Genomic DNA, 21,620 nt, shown 5'->3' with positions numbered 1-21,620 from the left:
CGCATAGCCTTCGCCGGATATCTTGGTCGGCATGCCCGGGAAGAGATCGTTGCACAAAGCGCGCGACAGGCCGACCGCTTCGAAATTATAGCCGCCACGATAGCTGGAAATGACCGCAATGCCCATTTTCGACATGATCTTGAGCAAGCCTTCGTCGACCGCTTTTTTGTGCCGAGCGAGACAGGCGTCGAGGGTCATTCCGTCAAACAGTCCGCGGATATGGCGGTCGGCAATGGCGGGTTCCGACATATAGGCGTTGACCGTGGTCGCACCGACGCCAATCAATACGGCATAGCAGTGGGTGTCGAGACATTCGCCTGCCCGAACGTTGACCGAGGCATAAGAGCGCAGTCCTTTGCGAACGAGATGCGTGTGCACCGCCGCCGTCGCAATCACCATCGGGATCGCCAGCCGGTCTTCGTCTATATCTTCGTCGGTAAGGAAAATTTCGGTCTTGCCGGCGCGCACCGCCTGCTCTGCTTCTGTCCGGATCCGGGCCAGCGCATCGCGCAATTCTATGGCATTTCCCGTGGTGCTCATGGTGCAGTCGATCTCGGCCACGGCTTGACCAAAGCCCAGCTTCAAACGTTCCCAAAGAGCACAGCTGAGCACCGGACTGTCGAGCACCAGAACATCCTCATTCTGGCTGTCCTGTTCTAATATATTGGCCAGATTGGAAAAGCGCGTGCGCAAGCTCATGACATGGCGTTCGCGCAAACTGTCAATCGGTGGATTGGTGACTTGCGAAAAATTCTGCCGGAAGAAATGACTGACCTGGCGCGGTTTCAGGCTGATCACCGCGAGCGGCGTATCATCACCCATTGAGCCAATGGCTTCCTTGGCATCCTCGACCATCGGCGCGAGGATCATTTCCATGTCCTCGAGCGTGTGGCCGGCTGCGGTTTGGCGCCGGATCAATTCTTCCTTGGAAAAGCCCATGCCTGACATTGCGGGTGCGGGCGGCAGATCGTCGACGGTCTGGAACCCCTTGACCAGATCGGCATAGGGCTCCTCGGCGGCGATCCGGTCCTTCAATTCGCGGTCCTTGAACATCATGCCTTCATCGAGATCCACCGCGATCATCTGACCGGGGCCAAGACGGCCTTTTTCTATGACCTGACTTTCAGGAACCACGACCATGCCGGACTCCGAACCGATGATCAGCAGATTGTCGGTTGTGAGCGAATAGCGCAGTGGACGCAGAGCGTTGCGGTCGACTCCGGCGACGGCCCAATGACCATCGGTCATCGCCAGCGCGGCTGGGCCATCCCAGGGTTCCATCACGCTGGCCATATATTCATACATGGCCTGATGAGCCGGATCGATGTCCGGGTCATTTTGCCAGGCTTGCGGCACCAGCATGATTTTTGCGGTCGGCGCGTCTCGGCCGGAACGGCAAATGGTTTCAAACACGGCATCCAGAGCCGCAGTGTCAGAGGAACCGGCGGGGATGACCGGCTTGATATCTTCGCCATGGTCTTCAAAAGCGAGGCTCGCCATCTTGATCTCGTGGCTCTTCATCCAGTTTTTATTGCCGCGGATCGTGTTGATTTCACCATTGTGGGCCAGACAGCGGAATGGCTGGGCCAGCCACCATTGAGGGAAAGTGTTGGTGGAATAGCGCTGATGGAAAATCGCGACTCGGCTTTCAAAGCGATCATCGGTCAGGTCTGGATAGAAGACCGACAATGATTCCGCGAGAAACAGCCCTTTGTAGATGATCGACTGACAGGACAGGCTGCAGATATAGAAATCCTGAATCTGCGCAGCGATGACCTTCTTCTCGATCCGGCGGCGAATGAGATAGAGATTCTTTTCAAATTCACGGGCATCCTGTTTGTCCGGCATCGGTCCGGCAATCATGATCTGCTCGATCTCGGGTCGCGTATTCTGGGCCTTCTGGCCGATCACAGAAACATCAACCGGCACCTGACGCCAACCATAGATTGTGTAGCCCGATTCAATGATTTCTGCCTCGACAATGGTGCGGCAAGATTCCTGCGCGTTCAGATCGGTGCGCGGTAGAAATATCATACCCACAGCCAACCGGTTCGGGCGGACCTTGTGGCCGCTGTCGGCAATCGCATCGTCAAAGAAACGAGCGGGTAAGTCGACGTGCAAGCCGGCCCCATCCCCTGTCATCCCATCGGCATCCACCGCGCCCCGATGCCAAACCGCCTTCAGCGCATCGATGGCCGAAGATACAACCCGCCGGGACGGCTTGCCATCCGTCGCCGCTACCAGACCGACGCCGCAGGCATCGCTTTCGAAATCAGGCCGGTACATGCCTTCACGCGCAAGGCGTTCATGCTGGGGGGTTGGGTATTGGTGGGTCATATCAGTCTTTCTGCAAACGCTTTCTGGCGTTTTCTTTGGCGGCATCCAGCGCCTCCAGATATTTATCGAACGCAGCATCGGAATCGGCTTCGAGCTTCCGCACGGCCGCGCGATCTTCGTCTGACCATCGTGCTGGATCGGTCCAGTCAACCGCATCTTCTTCAACCGGATCATCAGCATCGTCGTCTGCCGAGCCCGCCTCGATGCCAAGCAATTCGTTCAGTTTCTTTAGCTCTTCCTCGTTCAGATCACTGAATCTGCGCGGTGGCGGAATGTCGTCCGATCCTTTGGATATTTCTTCCATGGCGCCAAAGAGTCGCTCCATGAATTTGGGCATCATTTCCATCGAGGCAGACATGACTTCCGGGCTTGCGAAAATGGCCAGGCTTTCGCCGGCAATTTTTGCACCCGTGTCTGTTTCGTAGAATTTTGCTGCGGTTTCCAGCTCTGCAGCCGAAAAACGCCGTGCATAGGCCTGCGCCATTCCCGCTCGAATGGGTGGTTCCATATCATCAGACATGTCGATGAGAATGTCGGTGATCTGAGACATCATGCTTTGGTTGCGTTGCTTATAATAGGGATCGAAGATGGCCATAAGTTCGGACAGCGTCGCCCCGTCTTTAAGCGCAATATCCTCTTCGCGGACGCCTGCAAAGCTGGCGATGGTCGAAAGCGGAATTTGATCCATTCCAGCCATCATCGGCTCGATAACTTTCTGGAACGTCTCTGCCATGATCTTGCGGTAACTGCCTTTTGGAACAATCGCAGCAGCGACCCGTTCGCCCTTTGACAACAGCGCGGGATCAATAGGCGTCTCGTCTTTGGTGAACATATTTTCGAACAATTTGGTGAAGGCATCCAGCTCCTTCGCGCCCTCTTCTGCGACGGTCGAAGGCGCATCTTGATGATTGTCCTGTGCCGAGACTGGTCCGGACAGGCTCAGTGCTAAGGTCGCCGCTCCCAAAAGTAGAATTTTCTTCATGTCATTATCTCCAATTGTTCAAATCATCATGCAGCATCTTGTTTGGCGAGTTTTTTCTGTCTCAGAAACCGGTGCATATGCTCCGTCACATCCCGCCCATCACGGATGCCCCAAACGACGAGGCTGGCCCCGCGGACAATATCGCCAGCAGCGAAGACACCCTCCAAATTGGTCATCATTGACTTGTGATCCACGCGCAATGTGCCCCAGCGGGTGACCGACAGATCTTTGCTATCGAACAACGTCGGCAGATCTTCTGCGTCAAAGCCCAAGGCTTTGATGACCAGATCGGCCTCCACGGTGAAATCGCTATTTGGCTCCACTTCGGGGGACCGGCGACCGCTGGCATCGGGCGCGCCGAGCCGCATCCTGGTTGTTTTTACCGCCGTGACATGGTCGGTACCTTCGATGGCCTTGGGCGCAGAAAGCCAGACAAATTCGACGCCTTCTTCCTCGGCATTGCGGACTTCATTTTGCGAGCCCGGCATATTGGCGCGGTCGCGACGATAGAGACATTTGACCGATTTCGCCCCCTGTCGCACCGATGTGCGGACGCAATCCATGGCGGTGTCGCCGCCGCCTATCACGACGACATTCTTTCCCTTTGCGTTCAAGCGGCTCCCGCCTGTGTCAGGGCCAAAATCGGGCACGTCATCACCAAAGCTTTTGCGGTTGGAAGCAATCAGGAAATCGAGCGCCTCTTCGACGCCCGATGTGCCCACGCCCGGCATCTTGATTTCACGGGCTTTGTAAACGCCAGTGGCGATCAGGATGGCATCATGTTTGTCGCGCAGCGCGTCCAGCGTCGCATCCTTGCCCACCTCGAAACTTTCATGGAAATGGATGCCGCCATCTTTCAGCCGCTGCACCCGGCGCATGATCACTTCTTTTTCCAGCTTGAAACCTGGAATGCCATAGGTCAGCAACCCGCCGGCGCGATCGTGGCGATCATAGATATGCACATCATAGCCAGCGACGCGCAAATATTCCGCTGCCGTCAAACCCGCCGGACCAGCGCCGATGATGCCCACGGATTGTCCGCGCGGCGCTCCAGGTTTCAGCGGTTCGACCCAGCCTTCTTCCCAGGCTGTGTCGGTGATATATTTTTCGACTGATCCAATGGTAACGGCGCCATGGCCGGAAAATTCGATCACGCAATTGCCTTCGCAAAGGCGGTCTTGCGGACAGATACGGCCACAGATTTCCGGCATGGTCGACGTCAAGTTGGACATTTCATAAGCTTCGCGCAAACGGCCTTCGGCGGTCAGGCGCAGCCAGTCCGGGATATGATTGTGCAACGGGCAATGGACCGAACAATATGGCACGCCACATTGCGAACAGCGCGCGGATTGTTCCGCCGCTTGTTGCGGGGCATATTTGTCGGCAATCTCCTGAAAGTCTTCCGCGCGCAATTTGGGCTGGCGCTTCTCCGGATAGGCCTGGCCTTCCTCTACAAATTTCAGCATTTCCAATTTCTGCGGGCTTTGTGCCATGCCAGACGCTCGTTTCTAGTGATTTTGATGATATCCAAGAGCCCTGTGCCCGAGCTCGGGGACGGAATTAGCCAGATATGGTACGGATGTCACGCAGAAATGACAATATAGGACATATATTCTGTCCCAAATTGATGTGAAAGCCTTATAGATTCTTCGGATGCCGGCCTATGTTTGCAATAAAGATCCGAACTGGCCCTATATTTTCTCACGACAACCGCATGGCGAAACGCTATTGCGCGACAAACCACAATACAGGCTGTTCATGACCTTCATTCAAATGCTGCTCCTCGCGATCGTGCAGGGCGTTACCGAATTTCTTCCGATATCGTCTTCGGGCCATCTGATTCTCCTGCCGGTATTCACCGGATATGCCGATCAGGGGCCCATGATTGACATTGCTGTGCATGTCGGTTCCTTGCTCGCGATCATCACCTATTTTTTCAAAGATGTATGGGGTCTGGGCAAGGGCGGACTTGCTTCCATTGGAATTGGAGACGCTCCGGCCGAACGGCGACTGTTCTGGTGGATCATCATCGGCACGATCCCGGCTGTCATCGTGGGGCTATTTTTGAAGACTGGCGGCTATCTTGACGGTTTCCGTAGCACCACGCTCGTCGGCATCAATCTGATCGTCTATGGCATATTGCTGGGGGTCGCTGACCGGATTGGCAAGCAAGTCAAATCCTTCGAAGACCTGACGCTGAAAGACGGTATTATCGTTGGCTTGGCGCAAGCCCTGGCGTTGATTCCGGGCACCAGCCGTTCCGGCGTGACGATGACGGCGGCGCGGTTCCTCGGTTACACCAGAGTAGAGGCGGCGCGCTTTTCCTTCCTCTTGTCGATACCCGCGGTTGCCGGGGCAGGGGTACTCATCATTCCCGATCTAATGGGTGCGAGCAGCGCGCTTCTAAAAGAGGCGCTCATCACTGGCGTGCTGACATTTGTTGCTGCGTTGGCAACCATGGCTTTCTTGATGCAATTTCTGCGCAAGGCGTCGATGATGATCTTTGTTGTCTACCGCGTGGCGATGGGCGCTGCATTGCTAGCCTTCTTTTAGGCCAGCGTTCTTTACCGGGCCCTAGCTCGCTTTCGCGCGGGCGCCAAACCGACCATGGTCGGTATATTTGTCCATCCAGCCCCGGGCAACAGCCGCAATCGGTGTCGGGGTGACGTGGAAGCTGTTCAGGCCTTTGGCCCCATCGGCTACGATATTGTCTTTCTGCAACATCTTATACTGGTCGGTCGTGATCGGGCTCAAAGGCATCATCGCCAATAGCTTGGTTGCAATGTCTGGAACGTCGACAAAGGCCCGTTCGCGCCCAGTCATTGACGCGATGCGCCGGTTCAGTTCGCCCATGTTGACCACTTCCGGACCCCCCAATTCAAACGTCTGTCCCGCATGAAGGTCGGGATGGGTCAACGCCTGCGCTATGGCCTCCGCAACATCGCCAACAAAAACTGGCTGGAATTTTGTCGCGCTGCCGATCACTGGCACCACAGGCAAATATTGGATCATCGCGGCAAAGCGATTGATGAACTGGTCTTCCTGACCAAAGACGATGGAGGGTCTGACGATGATGGCATCGGGAAAGGCTTTCAAAACCGCATTTTCGCCGTCACCTTTGCTCCGTCCATATCGGGATGGTGATTCACTATCCGCGCCTATGGCGGAAAGGTGCAGCAAGTTGTCGCAGCCAGCCGCCGCCGACGCTTCGGCAACATTGCGCGCGCCGTCTACATGGACCCGTTCAAAATCGCCGCTCAAAATGCCGACCAGATTGATCACGCTATCGCAGCCATGAACCGCGCGAGCGACGCTGTCGGCCTTGGTTACATCGGCGCTGACAAATTGCGTCTGTCCGAGGTTACCCAGCGGTTTGATGTGCATCGCATTTCTAATGCTGCGCTCGGCAATGCGCAGACGCGCGCCGCGATCCAGCAAAGTCTGGGCGATATAACGACCCAGAAATCCGCCGCCGCCAAATATGCAAATCAATTGTCCGTCGAGATCCATGTCTATCTTCCACTCGTCGCTTGGTTTCCGCTTAGCCTCTGCCCCAGCGAGACGGGTGAAGCAACAGTGTTTTCCGGGCGCAGGTCATCATTTTTGCGATGCCAGAGCCACAGTAGCGCACGCGTCGCAAGCAAGCGGCACAAACAAGCAGGCTTTTGCCGATATGAATCATTGACAGTGGAACCAACAAGCGGCTAGTCGCGCGCCTCTATCAGGCGGCAATGACATGATTGCCACCTCATGGGCCCAGATGGCGGAATTGGTAGACGCGCCAGCTTCAGGTGCTGGTATTCGCAAGGATGTGGAGGTTCGAGTCCTCTTCTGGGCACCATTAGCACATAGCTAGACGCACCTCAGAGCTTGTATAACCCTCGTAAATCTGTCACTAATCGTGTCTGGTTGTGGCGGGGTGGATCATGTTAAATCTGAACAATCCAGGTTTTCTGGGGGCATGCTTGGGGGCATTGCGGCTCTTCTCTGCTCGTTTGAGGGAAGGTCATGCCCCCAAATGAGTCTGACTGCCACAGAAATAAAAGCTTTTAGGGCATCTGAAAAACCGTACCGAAAATCGGACTCCCATGGTCTGTACTTAGAAGTGTTTCCCAATGGTTCGAAGCTGTGGCGTCTGAAATTCCGTATGGTAGGCAAGGAAAAGAGGCTCGCGCTGGGTTCATGGCCTTTGGTCAGTTTGGCACAGGCGCGGCAATTGCGTGACGAAGCAAGGGCGAAGATCGCAGATGGTATAGATCCAGCCGTCGAACGGAAAAAACTAAAAGCCCTATCGAAACTTAGTTCGGGCAATACATTCGCAATTATCGCGCAAGAATATATCGAAACCAAATTGGTCAAAGAGGGACGAGCTGAAACCACTGTTTCTAAGGCACGCTGGTTCCTGAAGCTTCTCGATCCCGCGATTGGCGACATGCCCGTTTCCGATGTTGACCCTCAAATGTTACTTGCGGCGCTCAAGAAACTTGAGGCTCAAGGCATACACGAAACGGCGAAGAAGTGCCGTTCCTTTGCCAGCCGGGTGTTTCGATATGCTATATGGACCGGTAGAGGGAAAGTGGACCCCGCTGCCGCGTTGCAAGGCGCATTGGTGACGCCAAAGGCTAGACATTATGCTGCAATCTTGAACTCCGGAAAGTTCGGTGAATTGTTGCGAGCGATAGATGTTTATGAGGGTAATCCGGTTACGGTGTTGGCATTAAAAATCGCACCGCACATTTTTGTCCGGCCGGGAGAATTGCGACATGCCGAATGGCACGAATTCGACTTTGATTCAGCGATATGGAATATTCCGGCCGGCAAAATGAAAGCCAGGCGGGCCCATGCTGTTCCGTTATCCAAACAAGTTCTTGCACATCTGAATTCACTGAAGTCACTAACTGGCGGTGACGGATATGTTTTTCCATCCTTTTATACACCATCTCGACCGATGAGTGAAAATACAATCAATGTAGCCTTCCGGCGTATGGGGTTCGGAAAGGATGAAATTACCGCCCACGGCCTGAGAGCAACAGCCTCAACTTTACTTAACGAAAGTGGAAAATGGCAACCGGATGCGATCGAACGAGCATTGGCACATGGTGACAGTGATGCGGTACGAGGTGCCTATAGCAGAGGAAACTACTGGGAAGAGCGGGTCAAAATGGCGCAATGGTGGAGCGACTATTTGGATAAGCTAAGAGATGGCGGTGAAGTGGTGCGCTTACGAGCTTTAAAGGACAGCAAGCGTTGAAAAGACGACAGTCTTCACTGTCATTTCGCCGTGCCGCTAAAGTTTTGCAGCCCGTTTTTGGATCTTATGAAAACGCAAGTGAGGCAATAATTAGAGCGATACAGGCATCCAGCATAAAAATGGCTGCGAAAACGCCATCACCATATCATCCGAATCCAAAGTTTTCTCAAAATAGCGACGTCGACCAAACTTGGATTGTTGGCGAGGGTGGCCGAACACCATCTCCAGCCGTATTGGAAAATCTACAAGATCCGGAACTTCGCGATAGATGGCGAGAATATATCTACAACGGAGGCATGCTGCTGAGACGAAAGGAGTTGACCAACTACCTCCGGCCGACAACCAATCAAGTTTTGAACGGTCAAATGGTTCACAACGTTAAAAAGTTAGTAACTAAGTGGAACTTAGCTCAGGTGCTAGCTTGGGTGTCGACAAGAAGCTATCATGAGGTCGTTCAAATTTCCTGCGATGATCCTTGGAGATCAATAGCTGCAGCAAAAGTGGCTAGACCAGGCTATCGCTACGCAAATTCTCTCGATGAAGCAGGGATTGCAAGGTTAAAGACTAGACAGAAACATGCGCAAATCAGAGCAGTGGGTTGGCTAAGACATGTCACAGCAACAAAACATTGTGGATGCGGTTCTGCAAAGTTCCCTGAATTTGAAGCCTGGGAAAAATGTAGTTGTTTGTCAGAAGCACTTGAGCAAATAATATCTAGTGTCGATCGGAAAGACTTGATCTGTTTGCAGAGGGAAGATTCTAGTCTGCTAGAGCGCGATATCGCGCTCAGTTTCAAGCTTGAAGAGTTTCGCCTTTCATCCGCAAATGGACCTGGGAGCATCTTGTTCAGCCGCTCGCAAACCACCGACTTATTTTTACCCAAAGGCGACAAAGGAGGGCGTCCGCCTAGTTACAATTGGTCCGAGTTCCTTGAGGTCGCTACGGACAAGATTCGTCATCGTGGCGGATTTGGGCGTGGTTGGATGAAGGCCGATTGTGTTCGCGAAATGGCTGATTGGTGCTCAATCAATTGGCATAAAGAACCGTCGGAAGGCATGATAAAAGAGAAAGTGGACGTCGCTGAACTTATGTTCAAGCAGAATAAATCCAAACATTAATCTTTGAGGTTATTGGCCAAATTGGCTGACGCATTATTCATCGTTCGATACTTCTCCTCAAATCTTGAAGCGCCAAGCCACTTCGCGTGGCGCCTGATTCAACCGAGGAAGAGTAATCATGACAAAACTTCTAACTCTGCGACAATGCAGCGAAGAATATGGCATCTCAATCAGTTCCATCTACAGAGAAATCGCAGGTGGACGCATCAAGCTGCGAAAAATCGGGCGTGCCAGCCGGATATCCAGAAATGATATGGACGCTTGGCTAGATACATTACCTACTAGTGAAGGGGAGCTGGCCGGTGCTCAATAGGCCAAATAGAAACCCCTCGACCGGTGCAACGGTCGAGGGGCTATTAGAAGCGAGGCCTGCCAGCATCACCAATGTCAGGAATCTAGCATTTACATCAAAATTGACAAGTAAGTTTAGGTCCAATGGTGACAGAGCCGTGTTCCATACAAGTGGAGCCTTTCTCTAAGGACTGCGAAATTACATCTACATGAAAAACCACTCATGTTTCGGAAGTGAAATTGTCATTCTCCGAACCCTTTTGCGAGCACAAAACTAGAATAAATTGGTTTTGAAACTTACTACAAATTCTGTGAGACGATATATGAGAAAGCTTGTAAATTCAGAGAGTTCCGATGTTTTGAGGCCTGTTGGGTTTCGAGCCCATATAGAACCAGAGTTAGCGTCTCCTGTATCACCAGTCATCAAATCCAAAAGAGGAGGGGCTCGAAATTTTGCTAATCGAACAAGCGACTTGATTTCGGTGACTCAAGCCAGAACATTTCTATCAGGGATCGAAGATGCAATTGATTGTGGAAGACCACCTAATGTTCACAAGACTCTCAATCTTGCCGCAATGGGTATTGAGGATGAAGATGCAGTTCAAGCAATAGGCCAGTTCATGAAAAGTTACCGGGATTGGTTGGCACGCAAAGGCGAGAGATTAGTCTGGAATTGGGTACGCGAAAACCCGGCTGGAGGCGGCACTCATGTCCATATACTGATGCATGTGCCCCCTGAATTCGCTCCATTGCTGCGTAGACGCCAATATCACTGGCTCAACCAAATCGCGCGTAAGTACCAGACCTATAAACCTCGCAAAACCAAAGGCCGAATTCACACCAGTCGGATTGGCGGAACCTTGAAAACTTTTCAGAGGAATCCATCAAAACATCGAACCAATCTCAATATTGTGGTCGGATATGTCCTCAAAGGCGCCAGCAACGACAAATTGCGCTTGCTAGGGATTACTCGTCGTCACGTCGATTGTGGCACGGTCATTGGTAAGCGGGTTGGACGGTGGCAGCGAAGAAGATCGAAAGCAGCCCAATCTAGTTGATCGCTCTGTCTCAAATTCTGTCTCAATTGCTTTTTCACGGGCCAACGGGAGTGTTGTCCAAATATGGATAGTTCAGTGAATTCACGATTTACCGAGAACAATGGTTAGCTTCTGCAATGGACAAAATATCAACGATCAACTACCCAGAGCACATCGCTCAGATCTCGTAAGTCTCAGCGATGCACAAACGTGCTGAACTCAGGTCCGCTTATGTCGGGCGGCCCTCGAAATACAATACCCTCACGGGGAATACGTGGGGCGTGCTTACCTGAGTTCGCACGTTACGAACCACCCGGCTCCAGCCGGAAAATCGAACTTGGGAGTAATCTATGGATGAAGATCAAAAGGTGCCGTTGGAAAAACGAATGGCAATATACGCATGGCTGATTTTTGCTTCGGCACTTTTGGCGATATTTATTGCCGTTGAATCGAACTCAGCGGTTTGGTTTGCGGTAGCCGTGCTTGTTTTGGTTTCGGCCATGTTTGGATGTTCAGCCGCTGTAATCAAGGCAATTAGCGATAGTGAGCGTAGTAGATAACTATTGTGGAGCCAAATTTTTCGATTGCCGTTTCCTAGAATATTGTCTTTTCACATGCATACTTGAAGTATTAATGTACCGAAATTCCAATTAATGACGCTTTCTTGATTGCTCGTGCGTGTATCCAATGTTTAAAGCTGGTGTATGACCATATCCGAGATGCCGTTTGAATCAATCGATGCGTTCATCGCAGCTTGGCGTGAAACTGGCGGCTCTGAGCTTGCCAATACACAGAGCTTCATTAACGGCCTTTGTGCTCTACTCGACGTCCCATCACCTGATGGCTCAAAAGAGATCGAAGAGCATAACAATTATGTTTTTGAACGCGGTGTCTATCAGGATAACGGCGATGGCAGCGAAAGTTTCGGGCGTATTGATTGCTATAAGCTCGATTGCTTCATCCTAGAAGCGAAGCAGGGTAGTGAGGGCGACCGGGCGGCAGCGAATCGCGGTGAAGAAGATCTCGATTTCTTCGGTCAGACCGCGACCACTAGGGTTAAACGAGGCACGGCCAAGCGGGGTACGCCAAGTTGGACCCGCGCGATGTTGCAAGCAAAAGGACAAGCAGAGCGCTATGCGAAGGCTCTGCCTCACGAACATGGTTGGCCCCCAATCCTTTTGGTAACCGACATCGGCTATTGCATCGATGTCTATGCAGACTTCACTGGCACCGGGAAAGCTTATGCCCAGTTCCCAGATCGCTCATCCTACCGTATCATGCTGGAGGATTTGCACGACAAGGACGTGCGCGATCGCCTGACGCTGATCTGGACCGATCCCAGGGCGCTCGATCCCTCGACTCGTGCGGCCAAGGCGACGCGCGAGATTGCGGATTACCTCGCCACTATTTCCAAGCGGCTGGAAGCGCGCGGGCACAATGCTGAAAGCGTCAGCGGCTTCCTGATGCGGCTGCTGTTCACGATGTTCGCCGAAGATACTGGTGTACTGCTACCCAAAGGCTCGTTCAGCGAACTGCTCAAGGGTCAGCTTGATCATCCCGAACATCTACACCACCAGCTGAGCGCGCTATGGACCGCGATGGACAAGGGTGAATTTGCCCCCTCGCTCGGCATACCGGTCAAACATTTCAACGGCTATCTGTTCAAATCGCGCGAAGCGCTGCCGCTGGAGCGGGTCGAACTGGAAGTATTGATCGAGGCAGCGGGGAAAGACTGGACCGAGGTTGAACCCGCGATCTTCGGAACCCTGCTCGAACGTGCGCTCAACCCGAAAGAGCGCGCCAAGCTGGGCGCGCATTATACGCCGCGCGCCTATGTCGAGCGGCTGGTCGCGCCCACCATCATGGAGCCATTGCGCGCCGATTGGGACGGGGTGCGCGGCGCGGTCGAAAGCCTGATGGGCGAAGACAAGATCGACGCCGCCCGCGCCGTTGTGGAAGGCTTCCACAGCCAGCTGGCACAGACCAAGGTGCTCGATCCCGCCTGCGGAACCGGCAATTTCCTCTATGTCGCCATGGCGCGGATGAAGGAACTGGAAGGCGAGGTGCTCGAATTGCTCGAGGAGTTGGGCGACCGGCAATATCTCGCCGAACTCTCAGGCCACACGATCACCCCGGAAAACTTCCTCGGCATAGAGATCAATCCGCGCGCGGCGGCGATTGCGCAGTTGGTGCTGTGGATCGGCTATCTCCAATGGCACTTCCGCGTGAACGGCAAGGACCGCAGCCCGCCCGAGCCGATCCTGAAGGATATTCGCACAATCGAAAACCGCGATGCTCTGATCGACTATGATGAAAAATTGTTGGTTCGCGATGAACAAGGTAAGCCCACTACCCGATGGGACGGGGAGGCAAAGATAAAACACCCCGTCACTGGAAAACAAGTACCTGATGAAAACTCTAGGGTAGAAATCTATAGCTACATTAATGCACGGGCGGCCTTATGGCCCAAGGCAGACTTCATAGTCGGTAACCCTCCGTTTATTGGTAACAAGCGCATGAGGGTGCGGCTAGGTGACGGTTATGTCGAGACCCTTAGATCTGCATGGAAACACGTGCCGGGCAATGTGGATCTAGTAATGTATTGGTGGGATCGATGCGCGCAATTGATCAGGAACGGCTCGATGCAACGTTTCGGTCTAGTATCAACGAATAGCATAAAACAGATTACTAACCGTAAAGTTATGGCGGGACACATGGGTGCTAAAAACCCGGTGATTATAAACTTTGCGATTCCCGATCACCCTTGGCGGGATGAAGAAACCAACGCTTCCGTTAGAGTCTCAATGACGGTTGTCAGTAATCAGATCACTGCTGGCAATATAATGGAAGTGACGGCAGAGCCAAGATCGAATGATGGATTTTCCATACCTGAATTCAACTCTCGCCGTGGTATCATCAATTCTGATTTAACAGTCGGACCTGACGTAACGACCGCGAATAAGTTGCAGTCGAATGCTGGCTTGGCTTTCATGGGAGTGATTCCTGTTGGATTAGGTTTCAGGTTGGAAACTGAACAATATCCGGATGTAGCTGACGAGTTGGATGAGTCGCCATATTTGCGGGCCTACATTGGAGGATCTGATCTAACTGACAACGTGTCATCAAGTCTTATTATTGATGTAAGTACATTGGACGAGAGCGAGTTAAGGGCAAAATACCCTCATACTTATCAGTATCTTTTCGATAATGTGAAGTCCGATAGAAATACAGCGGAGCGCGAAAATCACAGGTCATTCTGGTGGCGGTTTGGTGAGGCCCGAGTTGAGATGAGAACAGCGTTGAAGGAACTGGGTCGCTATATAGCGACTACAGAAACATCGAAATTTCGGTTGTTTAGCTTTTTAGAAGAAGCCATTCTACCCGATCAGAAACTACGTGTTCTTGCTCTGTCTGATGCATTCGATCTTGGAATATTGTCGAGTGCGATCCATGTTGCATGGGCTGACGCGACTGGAGGGCGTCAAGGCGTAGGCAATGATCCAGTTTACAATCACCCACATTGTTTTGGAAAGTTTCCGTATCCCGCTGATATTGGAAGAGAGCTCAAAGATGAAATTCGTGCCGAGGCGGAAAATTTAGATGTTTTGAGGAAACGTGTTCTTTCACAGAACAAGGACATTACGTTAACTGATTTGTATAATGTGCTAGAAGCACGCCGCGCTGCCGAAAGGGGCGGCCCGGCATTGACCGATGTCGAGCGCGACATTCATGACCGCGGGCTGGTCACGCTCATTCGGCAACATCATGATGCCATCGATGCGTTGGTGGCGCAGGCCTATGGCTGGGGTGCGGACCATGCGGCGGGAGCGCTTACCAATGAGGAAATCCTCTCGCGGCTGTTGGCGCTCAACAAGGAACGGGTCGCCGAGGAGGCACGCGGGCTGATCCGCTATCCGCGCCCTGAGTATCAGGACCCCGGCTACAAAGCGCCGTTCAACGAAGCGATGGATTTTGGCGAAGCTACGTCCGTATTGCCCGACAATACCATCCCCTGGCCCAAAAGTCTGCCCGAACAAGTCAGGGCAGTGCAAGGCATTCTCACCCAAGCCGGTACTCCGCTTGCCCCGCAAGATATCGCGCGAAGCTTCAAAGGCAAACGCGCCGCGACTGTCCGGCCGGTGCTGGATGCGCTGACCGGTATCGGAATGGCTCGGCGGCTCAAGGATGGGAGATATGCGGCGTGATGGGATTTTCTGTTGAAATGTAGTGGTGGTAGGTCGGGGCGCCCTTTCGGGCACATATTGATCGAAGAACTTGAAAAGTACGTTAACAATTCCAGTGCGGATGCTTCGGAATTGACTTCGATTCTTGCCGAACTGGGTAGCAGGAAGACCGGGCGTGCCAAAGAGTTAAAATCTCTAGTTGAAAGGCTTCTTGGCGATCATCGACCGAAGATTGAGACTTCTCCGGGCCCAATGTTTGAATAGCCAGCCGGTACCACATAGCGTTTTCATATAATTAGAGAGAGCATGGATGAAAATATCTACAGCACTAGACAAGATTGACGATAACCAACTCTTCGTGCCCGCATTTCAACGTGAATATGTATGGAAACGTAACGACGCTAAACAGCTGATCGATTCGTTGATCAAAGAATACCCGACCGGTACCATGCTTACATGGGAAACCAACACTCCTCCACAACTCAAGGGGCCGCATAAATATACCGAGGAGCAAGGAGCGGTTCGTATTTTACTAGACGGGCAACAGCGATTGACGACACTCTACATGTTGGTCAGAGGAAATTTGCCACCTTACTATACCGCGCCTGAGATTTTGAATGACACACGCGGACTATATGTAAATGTAGAAACACTTGAGCTTGAATATTACAAAAAACTGAAGATGGAAAATGATCCACTTTGGCAAAACATCACGGCGATATTTAAAGATGAAGTCTGGGATCAAGACATACTGAAAGGTCTAGAAACACGAGGCGCCGACGTCACCAAAGACTTTGCACGCCTAGTTTCAGGAAACATTAGGCGTATTGAAAGTATTTTAAACTGGGATTTCCCCGAGCAGACGATCCCGGTTAAAGCTAGCGTTCGTCAGGCTATCGACATATTTTACAAGGTCAATTCTGGCGGCGTTTCACTCACTGAAGCGGAACTCGCCCTCGCTCAGATTTCGGGATACTGGCCGGAAGCGCGAGATATATTCAAAAAGAAACTTGTCGAACTTGAGGCAAGAGGCTTCGTATTCAAGCTTGATTTTATTGTTTACGCCTTACTTGCATGCGTTCATCATTCGGGCTCGAATATGGCGTTGTTGCATGACGATGCGAACAATGTTCCTATACGAGATGCATGGGAACGGCTGGAACACAGCATCCTCGATTACGTCGCAAACATCATGCAATCGCACGCTTTCGTAGACCATTCAGTTGAGATAAACTCGGTCTATGCTTTGATTCCGATAATTGCCTACTGCTTTCAAAAAGCAGACGCAAAAACAGGAGTTGAGCACCTTAGTGAGCTAGAAATTCGTAAAATTGTTAAGTGGTTTTATTACTCACAAATTCGTACAAGATATATCAGTCAGCTACCGCAGAAATTGGACCGTGATTTGCGAATAGTCAATGAGTTACCGCAGCCTTTTGATGAGTTGCTGCGGGTAATCCAAGATGAACGATCGCTGGAAATTTTACCTGAAGAATTCGAAGGGCGCACTATTTCGCATCCACTCTACGCTATGATGCGTTGGTATTTTAAAAGCCGCGACGCTTATTGTCTAACAACAGGTGTCAGATTGCGTCAGCCAATGGGTAAAAAATACTCATTAGAAAACGATCACATTTTTCCGTTTTCCAAGCTCAAAGCAGCTGGATATGGTGCCAAAAACCGCATTAAGTACTCGTTAGCTCAGGAGCTGACAAATCGTGCGATCCTGACGCAAACTGCAAATCGAGCAAAGAGTGCAACGACGGCGCAGGAGTATTTAAGTGAAATACTGGATCGAAACCCCGATGCATTGTCGAAGCAGTGTATTCCAATCGATACAGATCTTTGGGCTGTAGAAAACTACGAGGGGTTCTTAAGGGCTCGCCGTGCTTTGCTTGCGAATGAACTAAATTCGTTTCTTTCTTCTATTACTGAGACCGAAGTGCCTAATGCACCAATCACTCTCGAGGAAATGATTACCGAAGGAGAAAGTGCCGAACTCGAATTCAAGCAGACGTTGCGTTGGGATGTCACCGAAGGCCGGGTCAACAAGGTGATGGAAGCTGTTGTCATTAAGACTGTGGCCGCGTTTGCTAATAGCTATGAAGGTGGGACATTACTAATTGGAGTATCAGATGCTGGAGTAGCTGTTGGGTTGGACCAGGATTTTTCCTGCTTGGGTGATGCTGACAATGATCGCTTTGAGCTTCACTTGCGGAATTTGTTCTCTGAGGCATTTGGGCAAATCTTTTCGGGTACAAAACTAAGGGTCTCTTTCCCCGAAGTAGATGGAACTGAGATTTGTAAAATTGATGTTCGACCCGCCGATGAGCCGCTTATCCTCTCGATAAAAGACAAAAAAGGAGTGGAGGCCGACAAATTATATGTTCGTAGCGGCAATTCTTCACCCGAAATGCCATTGAGAGAAGTACCTTCATTTTTGGCCAAAAGATTTGAGGTAATGAAACGGTGACCTGATGATCGTCACGATAAAAATGTAACGAGCAACGGAAATAAGGGCAGTGCAATGGATGGAAATTGTTGGTGACTGTCTCGTTGCCGTTCTAATTGATTTGTATAAATCGATAGGTTCACGAGCTTAAAAACCACCAGCTAGCTGATGTCCGCATTCGGTATGCCTTTCACAGGCGAAGTATGAACGCGTGATCCGCAAGTTCACAAGAGGAGCAGTAAATCGCGGGATGCGAGTGATTTTGAAATCCGTGTTTCGGTCTTGAAATCAATTTTCGTCGTCGCGCAGTTCGCCGAGGAGGGCGTACCATGGAAGGAGTTCGCCGAGCGCTTGCTCGAAAGGATATTCCTTCTGTTCTGTCTTCTCGGCTTTGGCTTCTCGATGAAGCGTCGAAAAAATCCATCCAGCGCGATCACCTGATCCGATTTCTACCGTTTCAAGCAGTGAAGCAATCGTTGCTGTCTTCAATACGCTTTCAAGTTCTGAGACCGTGCAAAAGGCTACAGATCGTCGGTCTTCCAGCGAAATAGGATGTGCGCTGCCATCAGCGAGTTCACCGGCTCGCTCCATAATCTCAGGAATAACAGTTGCGCGTCCCGCAAACCACTCGTCCAAAGTGAGGATCATACCCTGAGGGTTGTCCACGAGGCGATTGGGACCATTCTCTTTTCCGCAATGGGCAAAGAATCGCCAAAGCTGCATGACGCCTTTCGCGATTTCTTCGTAACCGCGATCCTCTTCCGGCGCTTCACCGAACCGCGCGTTTACGCTCATGCGAGACGCTTTGCACTCGATAACTAGTTGAACTGTTCCGTCATCCGCGAGCACTCGGATGTCTGGCGTGGCAACCGGACCTAGTTGCGTTGAGTAGGTGACTTCCGGTTCGAATGTTGCGTCTGTCAGCATTCCACGCAAAAGAGTCAAGCTGTACTCTTCAAAGCGTTGGCCGATCTCCTCGCGGACAGCACCCCCACCGCCAATAACATCATAGAAGAGTCCATTCGTTACGCGGTCCATTATTAGATCTGGCAATGGCGCGATCATTGTTCGATTACGATGGCCGACGTGGACACATGGATACTGTCGGAAAATACTCGGTTTGTAGGCTATTTCGGCGTCAGTGTTGCGAAGTTGCGTAGCGTCGTACCTTAGGTCACTCAGCGGACATGAGATACGAGCTATAGCGCGCGCTAGCGTATCGGCATCAATGCCGAACTCATGAATCAAGTGCAGATCATCGGCGGGGTGGATCGCTGGGCTTGCATAGAAAACACTGGTAAGCGCAAATCCAACAAGCGTCATGTCAAACGCTGTAAGTTGGAAGTTTTCATTAAGGTAATTTGCGCACTCGCCTTGACCATAAATAAACGTATTTCGATAAATCTGCGGAATGCCGAAAAAGCCACGTTGCCAAGGAAACTGCCGTGCTCCAATTCGACCCATCTCGACTAGGATGTGCGGCTTATCGGGATTAGCGGTGTATTCTGCGCCTGAAAGCTCTCGCACGAGATTAACTGTCTCACTAATCGCATTCCAAGAGCTGTAATCGAAGAAGCGGTAGTAGGCGTGTTTCGGGGTTGTAAGCAGTTCGTTTGCTAGAGTTTCAAGCTCCCAAGGGTAGATGGCGTGCTTTCCTATTATCCCTTCGGTTGCAGCCTCCTGTGGATAGGAAGCTAGGAATGGGCGCGCTTCTTCGACACGACCGGTTTGAAGCGCATTCAACGCCCAGATTAGGCGAAAAAACCGGACATCGTCCGAAAACGAAAGTGAAGTTGCCAATTTGGCTCTAAGCCGGTCCGGATCTTCATTCTGTCGAGCAGTATTGGTCATTTTTAAAGCCTATCAGACTTGATGCATACACGCTTGATTGTTTTGATATCTTTCCTGGATGCATCGCAAGTTTGCCGCCCAAATTGCTCGAAGACGGGTGAGAGAAGCGATCACGATACAATTCACGTAAGACAGAAACCAAAATCGCATTTCCGCTTTCGGGATGTTGCGAACGCAAACTGATTCCCAAACGGTAGGTGACTAAATCGCATCTAAAAGTTCATCATAGTTATTCCGAAAATTCCCGACATTATTGCTAGTCGGCACAACATCCAAATCACAACCATGAGATTGTGTCATTAGCTCAGCATCATTCCAGCCGCCGTGAAGTCATGTCGAAACCTGTTCGCGTTCTAGGATCGCTGGCAAGCGATTGTGGATTGGTTCAAAGGCTTTTGTCGCAGCTGTCGTGATGATAGAATAGGTTGTCGTTTCCAGAAATCCAATGTCGGCCCATAGCCTGGCCAAGATCATCGGCCTGCCATCGGCGTTGGACACGGTGAACCGGCTCGGCTTTGCCACTCCGCTCCCACTCATGAAAACCGGAAACAAACACTGCGCATCGACATGACTTGAGAAGGTTCTTGAACGACGGCTTTTCTATTAGAGTCTCTGCCCGGGCATTGAACAATGAATAGGATCGAGTTGGATCTTTCGACCATGTTGGGATTAAGCTCTATTGCATGGGTTTCAACAAATGCTCGTTGCTTTCATTGACGGCTACCGGCAAGATCTGTGTTCGAGCTATGTTGTAGTTCGGGTGGAGGTTAGGTTTGAGCGGCGTCGTGATATCGAGCATCTCTCGATACTCGACCCATGTAAGCTCTTCAGAGGCATATTTTCGATCGTACATCTATTTGTTCGAAATGACCTCAAAATACGGTCAAGTGACAGGGTCCCAACGGCCGGCCTTGTGATTGTGTCATCCCGAAAGCGGACCTTAGCTGTATCGCTCAAATTGGCGGCAATAAAGCCGGTTAGGCGAAACTAGCTCCAGTCAATATCTATAATCCTGTCGATAGAAACCTTCCTGATAAGATTGTAACTGTGTCGAATCTGGATTCCAGCCAAAATGATCAAAAAGCTCAACACAAATATCAATCGCAATTTTCATGTGTTCTTCGGCTAGGCGCTCAGGGCCAAGAGACTTGTTAATTTCAATCTGTTCTGCATGAGTTTGCTTAAGATCATGAAAGGGAATTCCATTTTGGCCAGCGCTCAACATTCGACCTTCAGCCCCATATAAAGAGAGCCCAAGACTCACCCCGCCTTGATACAGGCCAGCTTTGTACAAACGATGACAAAATTCTAAGATTTCCGTAATTTGGTACACTGTGCCTACAATGTTCAATATCGGTATTTGTGGATTATCATGATCATTAGGTTTTGTGTCTTCTCTAAGCGCAACATAAGCAAGAAACTGCGTACTTTTGTACATTCTCCAAAACTCATTAAATCCTGACCATTCGGTCCAATTTTCTATAAATTCTGCTCCACGTTCATACCCGCCCGCGTCATCGTTTCGATAATTGATGTGCGGAAAATCCCACCCCCTTATAGAGACTCGTGCCTTTTCAACGACTTCCTGACAGCGTCCAAGCAAAAGCGGTTCGTCAGGTAAATTCAATGGCCTTAAATTTACTCTCCAATAACCAGAGTTGCATATTAGCTCAAGCAGCCCTTCTTTCATCAGAGGCCCCCTAGTTCAGCATCAAAGTCATATTGTTCGCCTGGTTCGGCTGTGAATCCAATTCGCCTTAGCTGTCTAGTTCGTCGAGCGATTGACGCCTCAATTACGTCTCTCATATCTGCTGTGTTAGAGATTCGTGCACTTTCAGGTCGCCTTGCTCTGCTTCTGTAGTAAATTACGCCTCTCTGGACATCGAGTCCGTCACGAGCGCAAATGACCGGAATATCATCAAACGATGACACTTCGATAACAACGTAACTAAGGCCCTGTCGGTCTTCCATTATTTGTTTTGTGAAAATCACTCTCGGATCGGCAAATGGAGCAATCTGATCCCTCATTTTGTCAACGTTGTAGGTCGCCATCAAATCTTCTCCTACGCCTTGACGAGCAAATGTTTCATCTTCAACACCAACGATAATTGATCCGC

Annotated in this window: 17 protein-coding genes and 1 tRNA gene; 9 read left to right on the top strand and 9 right to left on the bottom strand. The window is 51.0% G+C overall.

Annotated elements, in window-relative coordinates; translation table 11 throughout:
- From ABJ205_RS02855 to ABJ205_RS02845, 3 genes are all read right to left on the bottom strand, one after another.
- Nucleotides 1-2,337 (bottom strand): glutamate synthase central domain-containing protein (locus ABJ205_RS02855; RefSeq protein WP_348509993.1); only part of this gene is annotated, 2,337 nt, incomplete at its 3' end.
- 1 nt (nucleotide 2,338) lies between these two features.
- Nucleotides 2,339-3,319: a DUF2059 domain-containing protein gene (locus ABJ205_RS02850; RefSeq protein WP_348039088.1), complete on the bottom strand. Its 981-nt coding sequence runs from the start codon at nucleotides 3,317-3,319 to the stop codon at nucleotides 2,339-2,341.
- Nucleotides 3,320-3,345: 26 nt separating this feature from the next.
- The gene (locus tag ABJ205_RS02845; protein WP_348039089.1) at nucleotides 3,346-4,812 is read right to left on the bottom strand and encodes an NAD(P)-dependent oxidoreductase; all 1,467 of its coding nucleotides are present in this window, start codon (nucleotides 4,810-4,812) and stop codon (nucleotides 3,346-3,348) included.
- Between the two features lie 265 nt (nucleotides 4,813-5,077).
- Between ABJ205_RS02845 and ABJ205_RS02840 the strand changes: the two genes are divergently transcribed.
- Nucleotides 5,078-5,872, top strand: a complete 795-nt coding sequence (locus ABJ205_RS02840; protein WP_348039090.1) for an undecaprenyl-diphosphate phosphatase — start codon at nucleotides 5,078-5,080, stop codon at nucleotides 5,870-5,872.
- 21 nt (nucleotides 5,873-5,893) lie between these two features.
- Here ABJ205_RS02840 and ABJ205_RS02835 read toward each other — a convergent pair whose 3' ends face one another.
- Nucleotides 5,894-6,829, bottom strand: coding sequence for a complex I NDUFA9 subunit family protein (locus ABJ205_RS02835; RefSeq protein WP_348039091.1), 936 nt, complete (start codon nucleotides 6,827-6,829; stop codon nucleotides 5,894-5,896).
- A gap of 244 nt (nucleotides 6,830-7,073) precedes the next feature.
- Between ABJ205_RS02835 and ABJ205_RS02830 the strand changes: the two genes are divergently transcribed.
- The 8 genes from ABJ205_RS02830 to ABJ205_RS02795 all read left to right on the top strand — a co-directional run bounded on the left by ABJ205_RS02830 (nucleotide 7,074) and on the right by ABJ205_RS02795 (nucleotide 17,673).
- A tRNA-Leu gene (locus ABJ205_RS02830) sits at nucleotides 7,074-7,160 on the top strand.
- Between the two features lie 177 nt (nucleotides 7,161-7,337).
- Entirely contained in the window at nucleotides 7,338-8,570 is a 1,233-nt protein-coding gene (locus ABJ205_RS02825) for an integrase arm-type DNA-binding domain-containing protein (protein WP_348039092.1), read from the top strand.
- The gene (locus ABJ205_RS02820; RefSeq protein ID WP_348039093.1) at nucleotides 8,567-9,688 is read left to right on the top strand and encodes a hypothetical protein; all 1,122 of its coding nucleotides are present in this window, start codon (nucleotides 8,567-8,569) and stop codon (nucleotides 9,686-9,688) included. The genes ABJ205_RS02825 and ABJ205_RS02820 overlap by 4 nt, the downstream gene beginning before the upstream one ends.
- Nucleotides 9,689-9,806: 118 nt before the next feature.
- Entirely contained in the window at nucleotides 9,807-10,001 is a 195-nt protein-coding gene (locus ABJ205_RS02815) for a helix-turn-helix domain-containing protein (protein WP_348039094.1), read from the top strand.
- Between the two features lie 301 nt (nucleotides 10,002-10,302).
- On the top strand, nucleotides 10,303-11,037 hold the full coding sequence (locus ABJ205_RS02810) for a hypothetical protein (RefSeq protein WP_348039095.1): 735 nt from the start codon (nucleotides 10,303-10,305) through the stop codon (nucleotides 11,035-11,037).
- 329 nt (nucleotides 11,038-11,366) lie between these two features.
- Nucleotides 11,367-11,576 (top strand): hypothetical protein, encoded by a 210-nt coding sequence (locus ABJ205_RS02805; protein ID WP_348039096.1) that lies wholly within the window; start codon nucleotides 11,367-11,369, stop codon nucleotides 11,574-11,576.
- Nucleotides 11,577-11,720: 144 nt separating this feature from the next.
- A complete protein-coding gene (locus ABJ205_RS02800; RefSeq protein WP_348039097.1) occupies nucleotides 11,721-15,221 on the top strand; it encodes a DNA methyltransferase in 3,501 nt (1,166 codons plus the stop codon).
- A 289-nt stretch (nucleotides 15,222-15,510) separates the two neighbouring features.
- Nucleotides 15,511-17,673 (top strand): DUF262 domain-containing protein, encoded by a 2,163-nt coding sequence (locus ABJ205_RS02795; protein ID WP_348509992.1) that lies wholly within the window; start codon nucleotides 15,511-15,513, stop codon nucleotides 17,671-17,673.
- A 267-nt stretch (nucleotides 17,674-17,940) separates the two neighbouring features.
- On the opposite strand, the gene ABJ205_RS02790 is transcribed toward ABJ205_RS02795, so the two are convergent.
- The 5 genes from ABJ205_RS02790 to ABJ205_RS02770 form a co-directional block, all read right to left on the bottom strand.
- Nucleotides 17,941-19,503, bottom strand: coding sequence for a hypothetical protein (locus ABJ205_RS02790; RefSeq protein ID WP_348039099.1), 1,563 nt, complete (start codon nucleotides 19,501-19,503; stop codon nucleotides 17,941-17,943).
- A gap of 330 nt (nucleotides 19,504-19,833) precedes the next feature.
- Nucleotides 19,834-20,025: an SOS response-associated peptidase family protein gene (locus tag ABJ205_RS02785; protein WP_348039100.1), complete on the bottom strand. Its 192-nt coding sequence runs from the start codon at nucleotides 20,023-20,025 to the stop codon at nucleotides 19,834-19,836.
- Between the two features lie 154 nt (nucleotides 20,026-20,179).
- The gene (locus ABJ205_RS02780) at nucleotides 20,180-20,356 is read right to left on the bottom strand and encodes a hypothetical protein (RefSeq protein WP_348509991.1); all 177 of its coding nucleotides are present in this window, start codon (nucleotides 20,354-20,356) and stop codon (nucleotides 20,180-20,182) included.
- A 144-nt stretch (nucleotides 20,357-20,500) separates the two neighbouring features.
- Complete coding sequence (locus ABJ205_RS02775; RefSeq protein ID WP_348039101.1) at nucleotides 20,501-21,193, bottom strand: hypothetical protein; 693 nt, start codon at nucleotides 21,191-21,193, stop codon at nucleotides 20,501-20,503.
- Nucleotides 21,193-21,620: hypothetical protein (locus tag ABJ205_RS02770; protein ID WP_348509990.1), on the bottom strand; the 428-nt coding region annotated here is incomplete at its 5' end. The genes ABJ205_RS02770 and ABJ205_RS02775, both read right to left, overlap by 1 nt.

This window comes from Erythrobacter sp., from assembly GCF_039988855.1.
Lineage (GTDB): Bacteria > Pseudomonadota > Alphaproteobacteria > Sphingomonadales > Sphingomonadaceae > Erythrobacter.
This window is presented reverse-complemented; position numbering and strand designations above follow the sequence as displayed.